16 protein-coding genes and 2 pseudogenes are annotated in these 16,438 nt (G+C 61.6%); 3 read left to right on the top strand and 15 right to left on the bottom strand.

Annotation, left to right across the window (positions count from 1 at the left end; genetic code table 11):
* Positions 1-69: 69 nt before the first annotated feature.
* Entirely contained in the window at positions 70-1,164 is a 1,095-nt protein-coding gene (locus C3Y15_RS01280; RefSeq protein ID WP_011884924.1) for a polyamine ABC transporter substrate-binding protein, read from the bottom strand.
* A 508-nt stretch (positions 1,165-1,672) separates the two neighbouring features.
* Here C3Y15_RS01280 and C3Y15_RS01285 point away from each other — a divergent pair.
* Positions 1,673-1,876 carry a DUF1289 domain-containing protein gene (locus C3Y15_RS01285; protein ID WP_011884925.1) on the top strand — a complete coding sequence of 68 codons (204 nt, stop codon included), beginning with the start codon at positions 1,673-1,675 and terminating at the stop codon, positions 1,874-1,876.
* Between the two features lie 213 nt (positions 1,877-2,089).
* On the opposite strand, the gene C3Y15_RS01290 is transcribed toward C3Y15_RS01285, so the two are convergent.
* The 3 genes from C3Y15_RS01290 to C3Y15_RS01300 all read right to left on the bottom strand — a co-directional run bounded on the left by C3Y15_RS01290 (position 2,090) and on the right by C3Y15_RS01300 (position 5,547).
* Entirely contained in the window at positions 2,090-2,731 is a 642-nt protein-coding gene (locus tag C3Y15_RS01290; RefSeq protein WP_011884926.1) for an OmpW family outer membrane protein, read from the bottom strand.
* Between the two features lie 65 nt (positions 2,732-2,796).
* Positions 2,797-3,987 (bottom strand): nitronate monooxygenase family protein, encoded by a 1,191-nt coding sequence (locus C3Y15_RS01295; RefSeq protein WP_011884927.1) that lies wholly within the window; start codon positions 3,985-3,987, stop codon positions 2,797-2,799.
* A gap of 123 nt (positions 3,988-4,110) precedes the next feature.
* Positions 4,111-5,547 (bottom strand): aldehyde dehydrogenase family protein, encoded by a 1,437-nt coding sequence (locus C3Y15_RS01300; protein WP_059461766.1) that lies wholly within the window; start codon positions 5,545-5,547, stop codon positions 4,111-4,113.
* A gap of 259 nt (positions 5,548-5,806) precedes the next feature.
* Between C3Y15_RS01300 and C3Y15_RS01305 the strand changes: the two genes are divergently transcribed.
* Positions 5,807-6,172, top strand: coding sequence for a hypothetical protein (locus tag C3Y15_RS01305; RefSeq protein WP_011884929.1), 366 nt, complete (start codon positions 5,807-5,809; stop codon positions 6,170-6,172).
* Between the two features lie 15 nt (positions 6,173-6,187).
* Here C3Y15_RS01305 and C3Y15_RS01310 read toward each other — a convergent pair whose 3' ends face one another.
* Positions 6,188-6,652: an Lrp/AsnC family transcriptional regulator gene (locus C3Y15_RS01310; protein WP_011884930.1), complete on the bottom strand. Its 465-nt coding sequence runs from the start codon at positions 6,650-6,652 to the stop codon at positions 6,188-6,190.
* Between the two features lie 133 nt (positions 6,653-6,785).
* On the opposite strand from C3Y15_RS01310, the gene C3Y15_RS01315 reads away from it, so the two are divergent.
* Positions 6,786-7,832, top strand: coding sequence for a zinc-dependent alcohol dehydrogenase family protein (locus C3Y15_RS01315; protein ID WP_034193160.1), 1,047 nt, complete (start codon positions 6,786-6,788; stop codon positions 7,830-7,832).
* Between the two features lie 117 nt (positions 7,833-7,949).
* Here the strand turns inward: C3Y15_RS01315 and C3Y15_RS01320 are convergent.
* From C3Y15_RS01320 to C3Y15_RS01365, 10 genes and pseudogenes are all read right to left on the bottom strand, one after another.
* Positions 7,950-8,141, bottom strand: a pseudogene (locus tag C3Y15_RS01320) (IS3 family transposase); the annotation flags it as partial.
* A gap of 15 nt (positions 8,142-8,156) precedes the next feature.
* Positions 8,157-9,206 (bottom strand): IS110 family transposase, encoded by a 1,050-nt coding sequence (locus tag C3Y15_RS01325; RefSeq protein ID WP_041493840.1) that lies wholly within the window; start codon positions 9,204-9,206, stop codon positions 8,157-8,159.
* A 213-nt stretch (positions 9,207-9,419) separates the two neighbouring features.
* Positions 9,420-10,384: pseudogene (locus C3Y15_RS01330) on the bottom strand (IS3 family transposase); the annotation flags it as partial.
* A 67-nt stretch (positions 10,385-10,451) separates the two neighbouring features.
* The gene (locus C3Y15_RS32115; RefSeq protein WP_224020216.1) at positions 10,452-11,027 is read right to left on the bottom strand and encodes a DUF746 domain-containing protein; all 576 of its coding nucleotides are present in this window, start codon (positions 11,025-11,027) and stop codon (positions 10,452-10,454) included.
* A 104-nt stretch (positions 11,028-11,131) separates the two neighbouring features.
* Entirely contained in the window at positions 11,132-11,353 is a 222-nt protein-coding gene (locus tag C3Y15_RS01340) for a hypothetical protein (protein ID WP_034193163.1), read from the bottom strand.
* A gap of 24 nt (positions 11,354-11,377) precedes the next feature.
* Positions 11,378-13,045, bottom strand: coding sequence for a ShlB/FhaC/HecB family hemolysin secretion/activation protein (locus C3Y15_RS01345; RefSeq protein WP_224020218.1), 1,668 nt, complete (start codon positions 13,043-13,045; stop codon positions 11,378-11,380).
* A gap of 83 nt (positions 13,046-13,128) precedes the next feature.
* Positions 13,129-13,467 carry a small multidrug resistance protein gene (locus C3Y15_RS01350; RefSeq protein WP_059461767.1) on the bottom strand — a complete coding sequence of 113 codons (339 nt, stop codon included), beginning with the start codon at positions 13,465-13,467 and terminating at the stop codon, positions 13,129-13,131.
* Complete coding sequence (locus C3Y15_RS01355; protein WP_124260198.1) at positions 13,464-14,654, bottom strand: hypothetical protein; 1,191 nt, start codon at positions 14,652-14,654, stop codon at positions 13,464-13,466. The genes C3Y15_RS01350 and C3Y15_RS01355 overlap by 4 nt, the downstream gene beginning before the upstream one ends.
* A gap of 14 nt (positions 14,655-14,668) precedes the next feature.
* A complete protein-coding gene (locus C3Y15_RS01360) occupies positions 14,669-16,108 on the bottom strand; it encodes a UbiA family prenyltransferase (protein ID WP_059461769.1) in 1,440 nt (479 codons plus the stop codon).
* Between the two features lie 16 nt (positions 16,109-16,124).
* Positions 16,125-16,421 carry a hypothetical protein gene (locus C3Y15_RS01365; protein WP_124260197.1) on the bottom strand — a complete coding sequence of 99 codons (297 nt, stop codon included), beginning with the start codon at positions 16,419-16,421 and terminating at the stop codon, positions 16,125-16,127.
* Positions 16,422-16,438 lie beyond the last annotated feature (17 nt).

A 16,438-nucleotide genomic window follows, 5' to 3' on the forward strand; every position in this document is an offset into this window, starting at 1 on the left:
CTGCGTTTGACGAACAAAGCCCCCGGGGACACCAGGGGCTTCATGACTGCTGGCTCACCGCGGCGCGCGTCAGCGGCCCGATTTCAGCTCGGTCCACAGACGGGTCTGCAGACGCTGGATTTCAGGCGGCAGCGGCTTGAGCAGGAACAGCGTCTTCACGACGTCGGCCGGCGGATAGACGGCCGGGTCGTTCGCGACGTCCGGGCGCACGTACTTGCGCGCTTCGGCGTTCGCGCTCGGGTAGTACACGGCGTTGGTGATCGCCGCGTGCACCTTCGGATCCTCGATGTAGTTGATCCATTGCAGCGCGGCGTCCTTGTTCTTCGCGTCCTTCGGGATTGCCATCACGTCGAACCACACGGGCGCGCCGCCCTTCGGGATGTAGTACTCGACCTTGTACGGCTTCTTCGCTTCGACCGCGCGATGCTTCGCGATTACGACGTCGCCCGACCAGCCGAACGCGAAGCAGATGTCGCCGCCGACCAGGTCGTTGATGTAGCCCGACGAGTTGAACTGCGTGATGTACGGACGGATCTTCTTCAGCACGTCCATCGCGGCCTTGTAGTCGGCCGGGTTCGTGCTCATCGGATCCTTGCCGATGTAGTGCAGCGCCGCCGCGAACATCTGGTCCGGCGCGTCGAGCACCGACACGCCGCAGGTCTTCAGCTTCGAGATGTTTTCCGGCTTGAACAGAATGTCCCAGTTGTCGAGCGGCACCTTGCCGAGCGCCTGCTGCGCCTTCGTCAGGTTGTACGCGAGACCGGTCGTGCCGTATGCCCACGGCACCGAATACTTGTTGCCCGGATCGGCGCCGGCGACCAGCGCCATCAGCTGCGGATCGAGGTACTTGAGGTTGGGAAGCTTCGACTTGTCGAGCGGCGCGAAGATGCCGGCCGCGATCTGCTTGCCTGCGTAGTTGCTGGTCGGCACGACGATGTCGTAGCCCGAGCTGCCGGTGAGCAGCTTCGCCTGCAGCGTGTCGTCGCTGTCGTAGTTGTCGTAGCGGACCTTGACGCCCGTCTGCTTCTCGAAGTTCGGGATCGTGTCCTTCGCAATGTAGTCCGACCAGTTATAGACATTGAGCTGCGTATCCTTCGCCGCCGCCGCCGATGCACCCACGCACAGCGCGAGCGCTGCGAACCGGCCCACTACTTTTGCTTTCATCCCGCTCTCCCTCCGACCGGACTGTTTGTCCGGCTGCCGTCTGCCTCATCATGGCGGCGCAGTTGGGCGCGCCGCCCCCCGAAAACCCCGAACGCTATCATCATTCGCGCCCGGTCACAAAAAAATCATGCCCGTGTCGCGCAAACGGAACACATTGCCGCCACCGGCCGCTCAGGCGGCGCGCGCAGCAACGCATCCCGGGGAATTCTATCGGGTAATCGGCGTCTGTCCATGGGGAAAACAAGGCGGCGGTGAATCGGCGTGCGAGTCGTGCTTGCGGGCGCGCAGGGCACGCCAAGGTTGCGATCGGGTCGCGAGCGCGTAGGCGCTCAGTGGGTGACGTCGCCGCATGCCGTGCCGTGCTGGACGGCCGATGTGGATCGGCGCCCGGTCAGCCGCACGCGCGGTCGGGCGACGCGCCGTGCGCCCGGATGGCGGCTCGCCCGGGTCGAGCCATGCCGATGCATTAAAATGACGCCCCGTCGACTCCACCGCGCGAACCCTTCAGATGGCCTCCAATCTCCACGACCTGCCCGACAGCCCCTGCATCGGCGTGTGCTCGACCCTGTTCGACGAAGTGTGCAAGGGGTGCGGCCGTACGGCCGCCGAGGTATCGAACTGGGTGTTCCTCAGCGACGAAGAAAAGCGCGCCGTGTGGGAACGCATCACGCGCGACGGCACCGCGATGCGCTTCCAGTACGACAAGCTGTAAGACGACGCGCGTCGATACGTACCGCTCGCGCGGCCCGTGAACGGCAACGCCGCTGCCGGTTAATCGCGACGCCAGCGTGTTCCGGCAGCGCGACGTACGCGTCCCGCTTGCCGCCGCGCGCTCCGGCCCCACCTGCAACGGCGCTGCATAAAAAAAGAGCGGCATGCCGACTGCCATGCCGCCAACCCCAACTCAGTTTGTTGCTCTGCTCGCTTAGAACTTCATCCCGACGCCGATACCGACGATCAGCGGATCGATGTGCAGCGTGCCGATGCCCTTGTCGCCGAGCGTCGCGTCGGTGCTCATCCAGATCTTCTTCAAGTCGACGTTCATGAACACCTTCTTGGTGAGTTGCACGTCGACGCCGAACTGCAGCGCCGGACCGAAGCTGCTCTTGTTGATCGACACGCCCTGACCGCCGACATTCAGACCGTTGTTGTAGAAGTACGTGTAGTTCAGACCCGCACCGACATACGGACGCACCTTGCCGGCGTGATTGAAGTGGTATTGCAGCAGCAGCGTCGGCGGCAGCACGCCCACGCCGCCGAGATTGCCCAGGCTCGACGTGACCTGATGGCGCGACGTGCCGAGGATCAGCTCGACCCCCAGGTAGTCGCGGATCATGTACGTGAAGTCGAGTTCAGGCACGATCGCGTTGTTCACGCCGGTGTTGATCGCGCCCAGCGTGTCGCTGCCGCGCTCGTTCGGCTGAATGCTGATCGCGCGCAACCGCACCAGGACGTCACCCTGATTGATACCGTCGCCCGCGGAAGCCGCGTGGGACAGCGAAGGCATCGCGATAAGGCTGGCCGCGACGGCGGTGGTGGTGACAAATGTTTGAATCGCTTTATGCATGGTACGGACCCCCAAAGAATGGATACCATTCTCCCAATAGGGTCTTTTTTTCATCTTGATATCGATCAAGCGAGCGTAAACATGGGGCGGTTTGCCGCAGGCTCTGCGACACGGCCCGTCAGCAACAGCTCGAGCAGATCGCGCACGCTGCGGATCGCCGTGCCGAACGGCAGCGCTTCGCGCCCGCGGAAGAACAGCCCGTTCGCAACGTCGCCGCGCAACGCGGCCGCGAGCCGCGTGTCGATGCAGAAGTGCCCGAACTTCTCGATGCCGTCGCGCAACCCGCATACGCTCAGGCATTCGAGCGCGGTCGGACAGCGTTGCTTGAACGCACCGAGCTTGCTGCGGATGCGCGCCTCGTTACGCAGGTATCGATCGAGCCAGGGAGTTCGGACCGCGCGCGCCGGCAGCCCCGTCACGCTGACGAATTCGACGATGTCGTCGGGCACCGCATCGGCCAGCACGCGCTTGAAGTTCGGATGCGCATCGCCTTCTTCCGTCACCGCGAACGGCGTCCCGATCTGCACGCCGTTCGCGCCGGCCGCGAGCGCCGCGCGCACCGCGTCGTGGCTGCCGATCCCGCCCGCAACGATCAGCGGGATCGTGTCCCGCTCGAGTCCTAGCGTGGCCATCACCTGCGCCGTCTCGTCGAGCACGCGCGCAAAATCGAATCGGGCGTCGTGCATGTCGTCGATCTGCGTGACGCCGAGGTGGCCGCCCGCATAGGCCGGATGCTCGATCACGATCGCGTCGGGCAGCCGGCCCTTCTTCATCCATTTCTTCAGCACCAGCGCGATTCCGCGGCTGTCCGACAGAATCGGAATCAGCGCGATGTCGTGGCCCTGGGTGAGATCGGGCAGATCGAGCGGCAGGCCCGCGCCCATCACGATCGCGTCCGCGCCCGCGTCGCACGCGACGCGCACGTAGTCCGCATGGGCGCTCACCGCCTTCATCACGTTGACGGCGATCATCCCGCGCCCTTCGCTGTAAGTCTTCGCGAGGCGAACCTCGCGCGCGAGCGCCTCGAGGTTCGCGGCCTCGAGCGTCGCCCGGTCGGGATGCGCGCGACAGCGCGCGAGCAGATCCGCGTGGTGATGACGCAGGTCGATGCTCGCGATCGTGCCGAGCGCGCCCTCGCGCGCGACGGTGCCCGCAAGGCGGTGCGCGGACACGCCTACGCCCATGCCGCCCTGCACCACCGGCAGTAGCGTGCGCCCGCGAATCGTGAGCGGCGGGAAGGGAGTGGGTACGGTCATCTGGAGCCTCGTCGAAACATCGGAACAGCGATGATCGACGATCCACCGGTGTGCATCTTGATGGCCGTCAACAAAAAAACGGCACGCGAGCGTGCCGTGGCGAGCGATGCGGCGTGAAACGCGTCAGGACGGATTCGCCGGCCTGAGCTGCATCGACTTGTATTCCAGGTACTCCTCGAGCCCGTACACGCCGTTCTCGCGGCCGTAGCCCGACTGCTTGTAGCCGCCGAACGGCGCGGCGCTGTTCCAGCTGCCGCCGTTGATGTCGACCTGCCCGGTGCGGAGCCGGCGCGCGACGCGCAGCGCCCGCTCGTCGCTGCCCGCCCATACCGCGCCGCCCAGCCCGTACGGCGTGTCGTTCGCGATGCGCACCGCTTCGTCTTCGTCGCGATACGTGATGATCGACAGCACCGGCCCGAAGATTTCCTCCTGCGCGATCGCCGACGTCGGGTCGACGCGGCCGAACACCGTGGGCTTCACGAAGAAGCCCTTCGTCAGCCCGTCGGGCAGGCCCGTGCCGCCCGTCACGAGTTCGGCGCCGTCGTCGATGCCGCGCTGGATGTAGGCCTGCACGCGCTGCTGCTGCACGGCCGACGCGAGCGCGCCGAGGCGCGTCGTCTCCTGGCGCGGGTCGCCCGCGAGATAGGCTTCGGCGGCCGCCTTCGCGAGTGCGCGCGCGTCGTCGTAGCGCGCGTGCGGCACCAGCATGCGCGTGTGCGCGGAACAGGTCTGGCCTGCGTTGAGGAAGCACGCGTTGACCGTGCCCTTCACCGCCGCCGGGAAATCGGCATCGTCGAGGATCACTGCTGCCGACTTGCCGCCGAGCTCCAGCGCGACGCGCTTGACGGTCGCCGCCGCCAATTCGGCCACGCGCTTGCCGGCGCGCGTCGAACCGGTAAACGACACCATGTCGACCTCGGGATCGGTGGCCAGCACCTCGCCGACCACCGGGCCGTATCCGCACACGAGGTTGAACACGCCGGCCGGCAACCCGGCTTCGTGGATCGCCTCGGCGAGCATGAACGCATTGAGCGGCGCGACCTCGGACGGCTTCAGGACGACCGTGCAGCCGGCCGCGAGCGCCGGCGCGACTTTCAGCGTGATCTGGTTGAGCGGATAGTTCCACGGCGTGATGGCCGCGACGACACCCACGGGCTCGCGCACCACCAGCGAATTGCCGACCTTCGCCTCGAATTCGAACGACTCGGCGAGTTTGGCGTATACCTTCCAGTTGTAGACCGGCGCGCCGACCTGGATCGCGCGCGACAGCTTGATCGGCATCCCGACCTCGCCGGTGATCGATTGGGCGAGCTCCTCGCTGCGGGTCTGCAAGCGCTCGACGATCCTGCGCAGGTAGCCGGCGCGCGTCGCGGGCGGCGTCGCGGCCCACGCGTCGAAGGCGGCGCGCGCCGCGCGGACCGCGTGCCGTGCGTCCGTCGCCGCACCTTCGGGAATCCGGCCGAGCACCGCCTCGGTGGCGGAGTCGATCACGTCGATGGTGCCGGCTCCGGCCGGTTTGCACCATGCGCCGTCGATGTAGAACTGATCGTAGATTTTCATCGCTTCCTGTCTCCCGGAAAACGGCCATTCTAACGACGGTGCGACGGGTGCGGCGACGCGTGGGAAGCCGACGCGGCCGACCCGCTGCGGGCGCGCGGTGGGGCTGCGGTGCGCGCGCCGCCGGCCCCGGGTTCGACCTTCCGAGCCGAGCCCGCGACGCCGGTGCGCCAGGTGGCGCGCATCGTGCTATGTTTTTAGTATCGGCGCCGGCCGCTGCACGCCGCGCCACCCGGAATCGATGCCTTTCGTGAGCGCTGCCATGACCGACGCATCCCGTACCCTCGGCTCGCAAGACCGCCTCGAGCTGCTGTGCTGGCTCACCTGCGGCAATCTCGGCGCGTTTTATCTGAATGAATGCTGGCCGGACGCGGCGTTCCAGGTTCAGGCCGCGCACCGCTGGCTCGACCGCCATCGCCGGCAGTCCGACTGGCTCGCGCTCGCGAAGCTGGCCGCGCTCGCGCAGGACATCGCGAAACGGCACGCGAGCTTCGTCGACGCGTCCTGGGCGCGCGACGCCGTCGAGGAGATCGTCGATACCGACGATCTCGACTACCGCGCGAAACTCGTGCAGCGCGTGTACGAAGACTGCTGCAAGGCGCTCGCCGACAAACGGCTCGCCGACTGAGCGCCGCCGTGCGCGTCACGCGATCGGCAGCCGCTGCGTCGATTTCAGCTGCCGCAGCGACAGGTTCGAGCGAATGCTCAGCACGCCCGGCAGCTTGCGCAACACCCTTTCGACGAAATGGCTGTAGTCGTCGAGATCGGCTGCCACGACCTGCAGCAGGAAATCCGCTTCGCCGGTCGTGTTGTCGCAGGCGAGCACGTTCGGGCTCGCCTGGATCAGGCGCTCGAACTCCGCGGTCACCGCCTCGCTGTGCTGCGTGCAGACGATCTGCACGAACGCCATCACGCCGAACCCCAGCTTTCTGCGATCGAGCCGCGCGTGATAGCCGGCGATCAGCCCCGCTTCCTCGAGCCGGCGCAGCCGGCGCCAGCACGACGTCTCGCTCAGCGAGAACGCTTCCGCCAGGCGCGCGTTCGACACGCGCCCGTCCTGCTGCAGCATGTCCAGCATGCCGCGATCGATCCTGTCCAGCTGCTCCATGAAAGCTCCTTGCGGCAATCGCACGATCGTCGCAAGGCTATCTCAGAATCGTGCGCTTCTCAATCGCAAGACGAAAGAACAATCCACCATTGCCGCGCTATATTGAAAGAGTCATTCGACCCAGGAGGAGATCGTGAAAGCAGTCGTTTATGAAGCGTTCGGCGCGGCGCCGCGGCTGATGGACGTGGACGATCCGAGGCCGGCACCCGACGGCGTCGTGATCGAGGTGAAGGCGACCGGCGTGTGCCGCAGCGACTGGCACGGCTGGATGGGACACGATCCGGATATCGTGCTGCCGCATGTGCCGGGCCACGAACTGGCGGGCGTGGTGGTCGCGGCGGGCGCGGCGGTCACGCGCTGGAAGGCCGGCGACCGCGTGACGGTGCCGTTCGTCGGCGGCTGCGGCCATTGCCCGGAATGCCACTCGGGCAATCAGCAGGTCTGCGAGCGCCAGTTTCAGCCCGGCTTCACGCACTGGGGCTCGTTCGCGCAATACGTCGGCATCCACCACGCGGACCTGAACCTCGTGCGGCTGCCCGATGCGCTCGACTTCCCGACCGCGGCGAGCCTCGGCTGCCGGTTCGTGACGTCGTTTCGCGCGGTCGTCGACCAGGGGCGCACGTCGGCCGGCCAGTGGGTGGCCGTGCACGGCTGCGGCGGCGTCGGCCTGTCGGCGATCATGATCGCGAACGCGATCGGCGCGAACGTCGTCGCGATCGACATTTCCGAGCGTGCCCTAACGCTCGCGCGCGCGCTCGGCGCGGCGGCGACCGTCGATGCGTCGCAGGTGACGGACGTCGTCGACGCGGTGAAGGAGATCACGCGCGGCGGCGCACACGTCTCGCTCGATGCGCTCGGCCATCCGACCACCTGCTTCAACTCGATCAGCAACCTGCGCCGGCGCGGCAAGCACGTGCAGGTCGGGCTGATGCTCGGCGAACACGCGACGCCGGCCGTGCCGATGAGCAAGGTGATCGCGCACGAACTCGAGATTCTCGGCAGCCACGGGATGCAGGCGCATCGCTACGGCGCGATGCTCGACATGGTGCATGCCGGCAAGCTCGCGCCGGAGCGCCTGATCGGCAAGGAAATCAGTCTCGGCGAGTCGATCGACGCGCTGATGAACATGGATCGGTTCGAAGGCGCCGGAGTGACGGTGGTGACGGATTTTTCGGGCTGAGGGGGGCTAACGGTTAGCGGTTCACGATTCATGGCCGCCGTGCTCGCATATCTCAACGTGAGCTTCCCTCGGTTTTTCGCCTTCCAACGGTCCTGAGTTATGCAGCCGCATTCTTGTCTGCTGAGCGTTGATCCAGTCCTGAAGATACCTTTCCGGAGACACAAAGCCGAGCGACGAATGACGACGAGTGCGGTTGTAAAACACTTCGATGTATTCGAACAGATCGGCCTTCGCGTCCTGATGCGTCCGGTAGCGCGTGGCGTGAACCCGTTCGTTCTTCAAGCTGTTGAAGAAGCTTTCCGTTGGAGCAATGACGCTCCTATGTCAAGTGGTACGGGCTGAATCGGCTAAGTCGGCAAGAATGAGCGGGTACATCTCCCTGACGATATAACGCTTCAGACAGCGATGAATTTCCTTGTTCGACATTCCTTCCTTGGTCCGTCGCTCGACGTATGCGCGGGTTCTCGGGTCACTGCGCATTCGCACCATGGCAATGGTCCACAAGGCGTTGTTCGCAGCGCGGTCGCCGCCTCGATTCAGGCGATGTCGGACCGTTTTTCCGGAAGATGCTTGCAATGGACTCGTGCCACAAAGCGCGGCGAGCGCGGCATCGCTTTTCAACCGTTCCGGATTGTCGCCTGCAACGGCAACAAGCACTGCCGCCGTTTGAGGCCCAACACCGAATCGTTCCCGAAGCCGTCTGGCATGCTTGAGGGTTAGTTGTTCGAGCATCGCATCGAGCGTCGTGAGTTCTTCCGCCAGCGCGAGATAGCGCTTTGCCAACAAGCGCAGCGTGGTGGCCAGAGTCTGCAACATCGGCGTGTTACCCAACGAGCGCAGCCGTGAGCAGTTGGCAACGCATTCGGCGGTCTTTGTCTTCAGAAGGCGTTCGCGGATGTCCTGCGGCGCGCTCACCAGCAAGGCTCGCAACTGATTGATCGCCTGCGTCTTGGCTTTGACGGCGCTGCGACGAGCAACGGAAACAGCTCGCATTGCTTCGGCCGCCCCAGATTGCTCTTTGGGAATCGCAGTTGCCTTCCCGGCGAGGACCGCACGCGCGGCGTTTTCTGCATCGGTCGGATCGGACTTTCCGCGCGATCGACGCGCAGCCCGATCCGGACGATTGACCTCCAGCACCTCAATCTCGTGATCGCGCAACACGCGGGCAAGGCCTGCGCCATAGGTGCCGGTACCTTCAACGCCAGCCCGACGCAGGTGACCGAGAGAATTCGCCCAGGTCAGCAGCTTGAGATATCCCGCGGTCTCGGCCGGCACCGAAAGGGTTCCAAGGAGTTTTCCTGTTTCGCTGATTACTGCTCCGACATGTGTATCGAGATGCGTGTCGACGCCCAGGATGACTTCGTGTTGTTCCATGCGTGTTTCCGTCGTGGTGGACGCATCGCCAATCCCACTCGCTGGACAGGACACTCACGGTGCAGGACAAAGCTCCTATCAGGTCACAAACGCTGGGCCCGGCAACGCTCGGGGAACGCCGGAGCTCGATCGACAGGTCAATGCCAAGGCAACTCGGCCAATCCCAGCACGGGTCAGATCGATCCGACGTTCGAGGCGTATTCTGAACTGAGTATCCCAACAGTTTCCCTTGCGACTCATTGAGCAGCGCATGCCGTAGGCGCTCAGCTTGCGCTGGAACTCGTGACTCGCGTATTGGCTGCCTCTATCCGAATGGCACAGTGCACCCGGCGCGGGACGGCGGCGGAACCAAGCCATCGTCAGCGCGTCCGTCACGAGACCCGCCGTCATGCGCGGCTTGATCGACCAGCCCACCACCTCCCGGTTGAACAGGTCGAGCACCACGGCCAGGTACAGCCAGCCCTCGTCGGTCCAGATATATGTGATGTCCGAGCTGAACACCTGATTCGGCGCGGCGGGCGTGAACTCGCGGTTCAACAGGTTTGGCGCGACCGGCAGCTTGTGTTTCGAATCGGTCGTCACCCGGTAACGGCGCTTGTGCCGCGCCCGGATGCCATGCTCACGCATCAGCCGTTCCACGCGCTCCTTGCTGGCCGGAAAGCCTCGATCACGGATTTCCTCAGTCATGCGCGGCGAACCGTATGCTCCTTTGACCTCGGCGTGCACCGTCCAGATCAGCGTCAGCAATTGCGTGTCCGTCAGTCGCGTTCGCCCCGACTTGCCGCCGCGCTTCCACGCGCGATAACCGTTCGCGCTGACCGACAACACCCCGCACAGCGACGACAGCGGATACTGCCCGACCTGCTGGTCGATCCAGGCATACCTCACAGCAGGTCCTTCGCGAAGTATGCTGCCGCTTTTTTTGCGATCTCAAGTTCCATTTGCAGGCGCTTGATCTCGGCGCGCATGCGCGAAAGCTCCATCTGCTCCGGCGTAACTGGCTTCGCTCCAGCTCCATTCAGCTTGCCCGACGCCTCGGCCTTTACCCAGTGGCGCAGCGTCTGCTCCGACATGCCCAGTTCCTGGGCCACCACAGCAAAGCCCTGGCCGTCCTTGACCCGCTGCACGGCTGCAACCTTGAATTCCGGCGTGTACGATTGTTTCGGTACCTTGAACATCCCTGATTCCCTTCCTTTCCGTCGAGTTTATACATGACTCGATGGAAGGCGAAATTTCAGGGGAAGCTCAGTATGGACACGCGGGTGCTCGGCCCGTTGTCGAATGAATCTCGTCAAACTCTGCGGTGAGCCGTCGCGTCAGTTCAAGGTCCTCACGCGCACCTGCTTCTTCGAAATGCCACTGCGCAGGAAGGATCGCCGTCGGCAAGCCGCCGAGCTTCACCCGCGCTTCCCATTTGCCCGTTGGGTCGAGTTCGAGCAGCCACGCACGTAGCTCTTTCACCTTTGTCGCAATATTCATGGACTCGGTCCCGAGCATCTCAGTCACGTCCGCACGACTGATCGGCTGCGATAGAAGCGGGATCAACGCCTCCATCTTCTGTGCATGACGCCCGTACAACGGCGTACCGTGCAACCGCGTGAATTCGCGATTGCACGTCCTGCACAAGAAGCGCGGAATTCGCTGACCGCTCAACGCGTTTCGGTATCCTTGAATGCCGACATGTACGGAGCCGCAATGGAAACACGGCGGACGCGGCTCCGAATTTGACGACACCAACGCATCGATATGCCGCTGCAGAAATGCGGTCAGTTCACGATCTTCCTGCGTTGAATGTTGTCGAGAGGTCTTCATTGTCAACATACAAATTGCGCTGCTCACCGCGACCACTCAAAGCTGCACCGTGACCTGAAATCCGACCGTCCAACGTGCTGTCGGAAATCCGGACGTCCTCTCGTCAACACTCGTCAAATCCAGTGAGCGAATTTCGCTACGGCCATCACTGCACTGAACAAAGCCAACGAAAAACAAATTTTCTTGTTGAGCAACCAACGCGGCACCCGCTCACGTTGCGCGATACTCAGTCCCTGAGCGCCAAGGGCGAAGTAGAAAAAAATGCCTACCGCCGCGACCCAACCCACCACGTCGTAAAGCGGTCCAAATATCTGGCTCCCGTACGTCTGCGCCATCGTGTCCGTCCTTGTATCGATGCTCTAGAATTGCGCCGTCACCTGAAACCCGACCGTCACACGCGCAGTGGGAAATCCCGACGGCTTGTAGACCGGCGCACCGGCGAACAGGTCATAGCCGTAGCCGCCGAAATGTGTCGATACACTGCCTTTGACGCCGATCACCGCCCCGGCCAACTGCGTACCGACCAACGCAACCGGCTGCGGCCCCCAAACGCGGCCGTAATCCAATCCCGCATAAATCGCCTGTCCGGTCTGTCCGATCGGCATCTGCAGTTCGTTGCGCCAGTAGAAGCCGCGCGCCGCCGCCAGCATCGTTTCGCCGTCGAAACCGCGAACTGTGTAGCGACTGCCGATCGTCAAGTCATCGATGTAGTACAGCGAGTTCCCGGTATATTGGCCGTGGATGCTCGTCACGTATCGGAACGGCTGCTTCGCGATCGCGAAAGGCACCGACAGGTTCGCATCGAGTACCGCCATCTTGAAACGGTAAGTCGGACCTCCACCGGCAGCAAGAATGTCGTCCCGCGCACCCAAGCCCCCGACGCCCTCTCGGAACGCAAGCGTACCGTCGAACTGCGCCCCGTCGAAATAGTGACGGTCGGTCAGACCGAATTCAAAGAACGTGTTGTTACGACGCTGCTGCGGGATTTCCGTATCTTCGATGAAGCTCTGACCGAAGCGACGGGACAAGCGGACATAGCCGCCGAACACGTCGTTCTGACTGCGGGCAAGCACTCGGGCAAGCTTGAAATCGATCGTCTTCGAATTGCCGCTCGCGACGAACGTTTGATTCACGCCCGCGATTTGCTGGTAGTACGTGTTCGTGTAGGCCGATAACGTTGCGGTCCAGTAGCCCCACGGGATCAAATAAAAACCGTTCCAGCCGTGGGAACCAAGGCGCTTGTCACCGAGTTCAAGGTCTTGGCTCACGCCGACGTTGAAGATGTCATTCAGGCCGAGCGGGTTATCGATACCGAGCGACAGGTTGCCCTGTAACTTGCCGGTCGCGCGTGTGCCTGAGTTGTCGATCGATGCAACGACTGTCCACGGCTTGCCACGCTTCACATCGAGCACGACATCGCTTTCGCCCGGTACGTCACCCGGAACAATCTGCATCGATACGTCTTGGCTCTGTACGCGCTTCATCTGCTCCAAACCTTGCTCAAGGTCGCGCAGGTTCAACAGTTCGCCGTCGCGTGTTGGAAACGCGGTTTTCCATGTGCCGCGCAGTTTTTCATCAGCGAAACGCACGTGACGAATCACACCGGGAATCAGCGAGACTTTCAACGTACCGGACGACAAATCCTGTTCCGGCAGCAATACGCGTGTCGTGATGTACCCACGCGACAAGATGTCTTGCGACAATGCCTTGACGAGTACATCCAACCCTTGCTTGCCTACGCACTGCCCCGTGTAGTGTTCGAGCCATTCACGAGCGAACGCGAAGCGATCCATCGGCAGCGCAGATGCACCCTGCGCTTTCACGCCATCAGGAAGCGAATCGGGCACGCTGACCATGAAATGATCAATGTGGAAGCATGGCTGTTCGCTCGGCAGCGTTGGATAGCCTGCACGTGCTTCGATACTCGAACGGACTCCCGGCGCGGAAACGGTTCGTTCACGCTCGCGTACTTCCTCCTGCTGACGAGCCTGTTGATCGTTGCCAACCGGCTGGACCGACTGTGCCATCGCGCAGGTTGACGCAATAAGCAGCGATCCGGCAAAAAAACTACCCCCTCGGATTTTCTTCTTCATGTATTTGCTTCTCTCGATTACGCGTATCGCGTGACCATCCAAACCCCGATCAAGATGACGACAGCACCGACGACTTGCATCGGCCGCAACAGGGATTCGTGTAGCGCCGTGAACGACAACACCACGAGCATAGAAATCGCCACCATCGTCGGATACGCGACGCCAAGCGTTGTTTTGCGCAGCGCGATGGCGTAAAGGAGAAACCCGACGCCGTAGGCACCGACAGCTGCCCCACGGGCGATCCACGGCAATATGCTCGACTCACCAAGTGTGAGTCCCTTGAGGGCAGCAACTCGGAGCAATATGCTCGCGAGACCACCGAAAAGACCACTTGCGACAACGATCAGCCAGTTCACCGTGCAGCCTCCGCTACTACCGCTAGATCGGACCGCGGACTGGCGTTTATGCGGGCGTCATCGGACGCGCTCGCATCCTCACCGAAAATCGCGTTGAACCGGTTCGCGCCATGTAGAGCAATCAGTACGATGGCGGGAAATACGACCGAAAAGTTTCGCGCCTCATCGCGGTAGCCGAAGAAGAAGAACAGCACCAGCACCGGCAGGAATGCCGCAAAAAAGTAGATACGGTATCGACGTGGCGTTGCGCGCCACGCCGAGCCGAAGAACAACGCAAGCGGCACGAGCATCAACGGATTTTCGAGACTCGGTGTAAAGATGCCTTTTCCGATCAGGTTGTAGAACGACAGGTAGGACATCGGATTGAGCCAGAATTTCAGGTTGTCCCACACGTGAAATTCGACGAAGCCGCCCGCATTTGCCTCATAGCCACTCATGATGAAATGGCGCGTGCCCGCGCAGATCACAAGCTGCAGCACCAACCAACCGACTCGTTTCAATACCGGAACGTCGCGCTCGTGCAGGGAAAATAGCGCGAGCGGAACAAGAAAGAACGTTTCTTTGTTCAGGGAGAAGATGGAAATCATCAACGTGCATGCCGCCATTCGTTTCTTCAGCAGGAAGTAGCACGCACCGAGCACACCAAGCAGTTCGAAGAAGTCATAGTAGTAACCTCCCTGCTGAAACGTGAGTGGATAGACGAAACTGAACGCGGCCAGAAAGCCGACGGAATGTCCGAAGCTCAGTCCATGCAATCGGGCTAGCTTGTAGACCAGCAACAGGGCAAACAGGCTCGACAGCACGATCGCAATGTACGTGAGGTGATAGACGAGCGCCACGGTCGGTGTCCAGTATTCATCGGGCACACTCGTGAAGTAGGCGTTACGCAGCGAATCATGTCGCTTGATTGATTTGAACAGCTTGTCCTGTTTTTCTTGCCCAAGATGTTCGACAATCCATTTCGCGGCTCGTGGAAACGACGAGCGGAACACATATGGCTTCGGCGCATCGCCGTTCATCATGCCGACGAGGCTGTAGCTTGTTGCAAAGTTGCCCTTCTGATCGTCGCGGAACCCCCACTTCAGCAACATGCTGTTCGTGATGTTTCCCGCGCACACGAATAGCAGTACGTAGACGATGGCGAAGCGGCAAAACGCACGCACGCGGTTTCGGTTCTTTTCCGTCATAGGTAATGTGCCGCTCACAGAGCGGGCAAGAAGTGAGCGGCCAGCACAATCGCTACCATTATGCAGAGCATGCCAAAGCTACCGCGGTTTTCGAGAATATGAACGATCGGATCATCGTGCATCGCGCCGCGCACGGTTGCAATCCATAGGCGGCCGAACAGGTAGATCAAGCCGATCTGAACCAACCAGAGCAAGTGAGGAATTGCGTAACGGGCCGCTGTTTCCGGGGCATTAATGAACAGGCCAAATACGACCACCGCAGCGAGTGAAGCTCCGATACCAAACGGCCAGAGTACTTCAAGATCACTCACGCGATAATCCCGACCGGCGACCATGCTCTTGTCGCTCTGACGCAAAAACACCAACTCGGAGCAACGTTTCACAAGCGCAAGACTGAGAAAAGCCAAGACGGAGAATGCGAGGAGCCAGTGACTCACCGGGATTCCCGCCGCAACAGCGCCCGCGATGATTCGATATGTGTACAGCAATGACAATACGACCACGTCGAGCAACACGACCGACTTCAAGCGCCAACTGTACGATGTCGTGAGCACGAGATAGAGCACGAACATTCCAGCGAACTCAACGGACACCGCAAACGCCAGCGCAAACGCCAATGTCAGCAGCAGCGCCGCGCAGCCAACGCCTTCCGTAATCGACAATGCTCCGCTCGCAAAGGGGCGATTACGCTTGCGCGGATGTCTGCGATCGTTGTCCAAGTCCCAAAGATCGTTGCCAATATAGGTAGCAGATGCGCCAAGCGACATTGACAAAAACGCAAGCGCAAGCATAACGACCTTTTCGATATCGAAGAATGCGAAGGCCGTCAGCAATGGGACGAATAGCAACAGGTTTTTCAACCATTGGTGGACACGTAGCGCTTTGCACCATGTCACCAAGTTGGCGCGAGCATTCGAAAACTCCTGTTCCACAGGAATACTGCTCCGGACGTTTGCAGCGACATCGTGAGAAACGCCAGCTAGAACTGCCCCGTTCGCACCCGCCCAAACCGGTAAATCGGCTTTGCTGTCGCCCGCGTAGACAAAGTCGCCGCCGATCTGTTGTCGAATGGCTGCCAGCTTGGCCTCTCCCTTGAGGTTCGTCTCGTCGCAGGTGGCGATGACAAGATCGAACAGGCCAAGATGCGAATTCACTCGCTCAGCAATCGAACGATGCGCGGCAGTTGCGAGGACGATCTTGCGACCACACTCGCGTTCGTGGACGAGGTAGTCGATAAGCGATTCGCGATACGGGAGCATTTCCGCTCGAAAATCGGCGTGCTCCGCAATCTTGGCCTTGAACACAGCGCGACCGCTCGCGAGCCAGAAAGGCAGGCGCAGTAGGTTTGCAGGCTTATGCTTGACGACACGTATCACAGATTCCATCAGCGTATCCGAAACCGTCAACGTGCCATCGAGATCAACGACGAGCGGAAATTTTTTGGTCTCTTGCATTTCTTTCAATTTATATTTAATGAGCCGCGATACTGCATAGCTTTTCCAACATTTCTCCAAACATACATTTTTCCACGAAAATTTCTTTTTTCACTTTTTGCCCCCTCGCAACATGATCCGAACCAAGATCGTTGAGACCGGTAACGAATTCACCCAACGTAGAGCAGGCAAACCATACACTACTTTGACAATCAGTCGTCTGTCCAAATTGCTGCGCGTGAACCAACACTTGCATCCGCATAGATGGAACGTACTCATCCGCCTCGATCATACCGAAGCTTAGCTGAAACGGTTTCCCGATCAGAATGATCATGTACCGATCTGCACAAG

It is taken from the genome of Burkholderia sp. B10 (assembly GCF_004368385.1).
Classification (GTDB): Bacteria; Pseudomonadota; Gammaproteobacteria; order Burkholderiales; family Burkholderiaceae; genus Burkholderia; species Burkholderia vietnamiensis.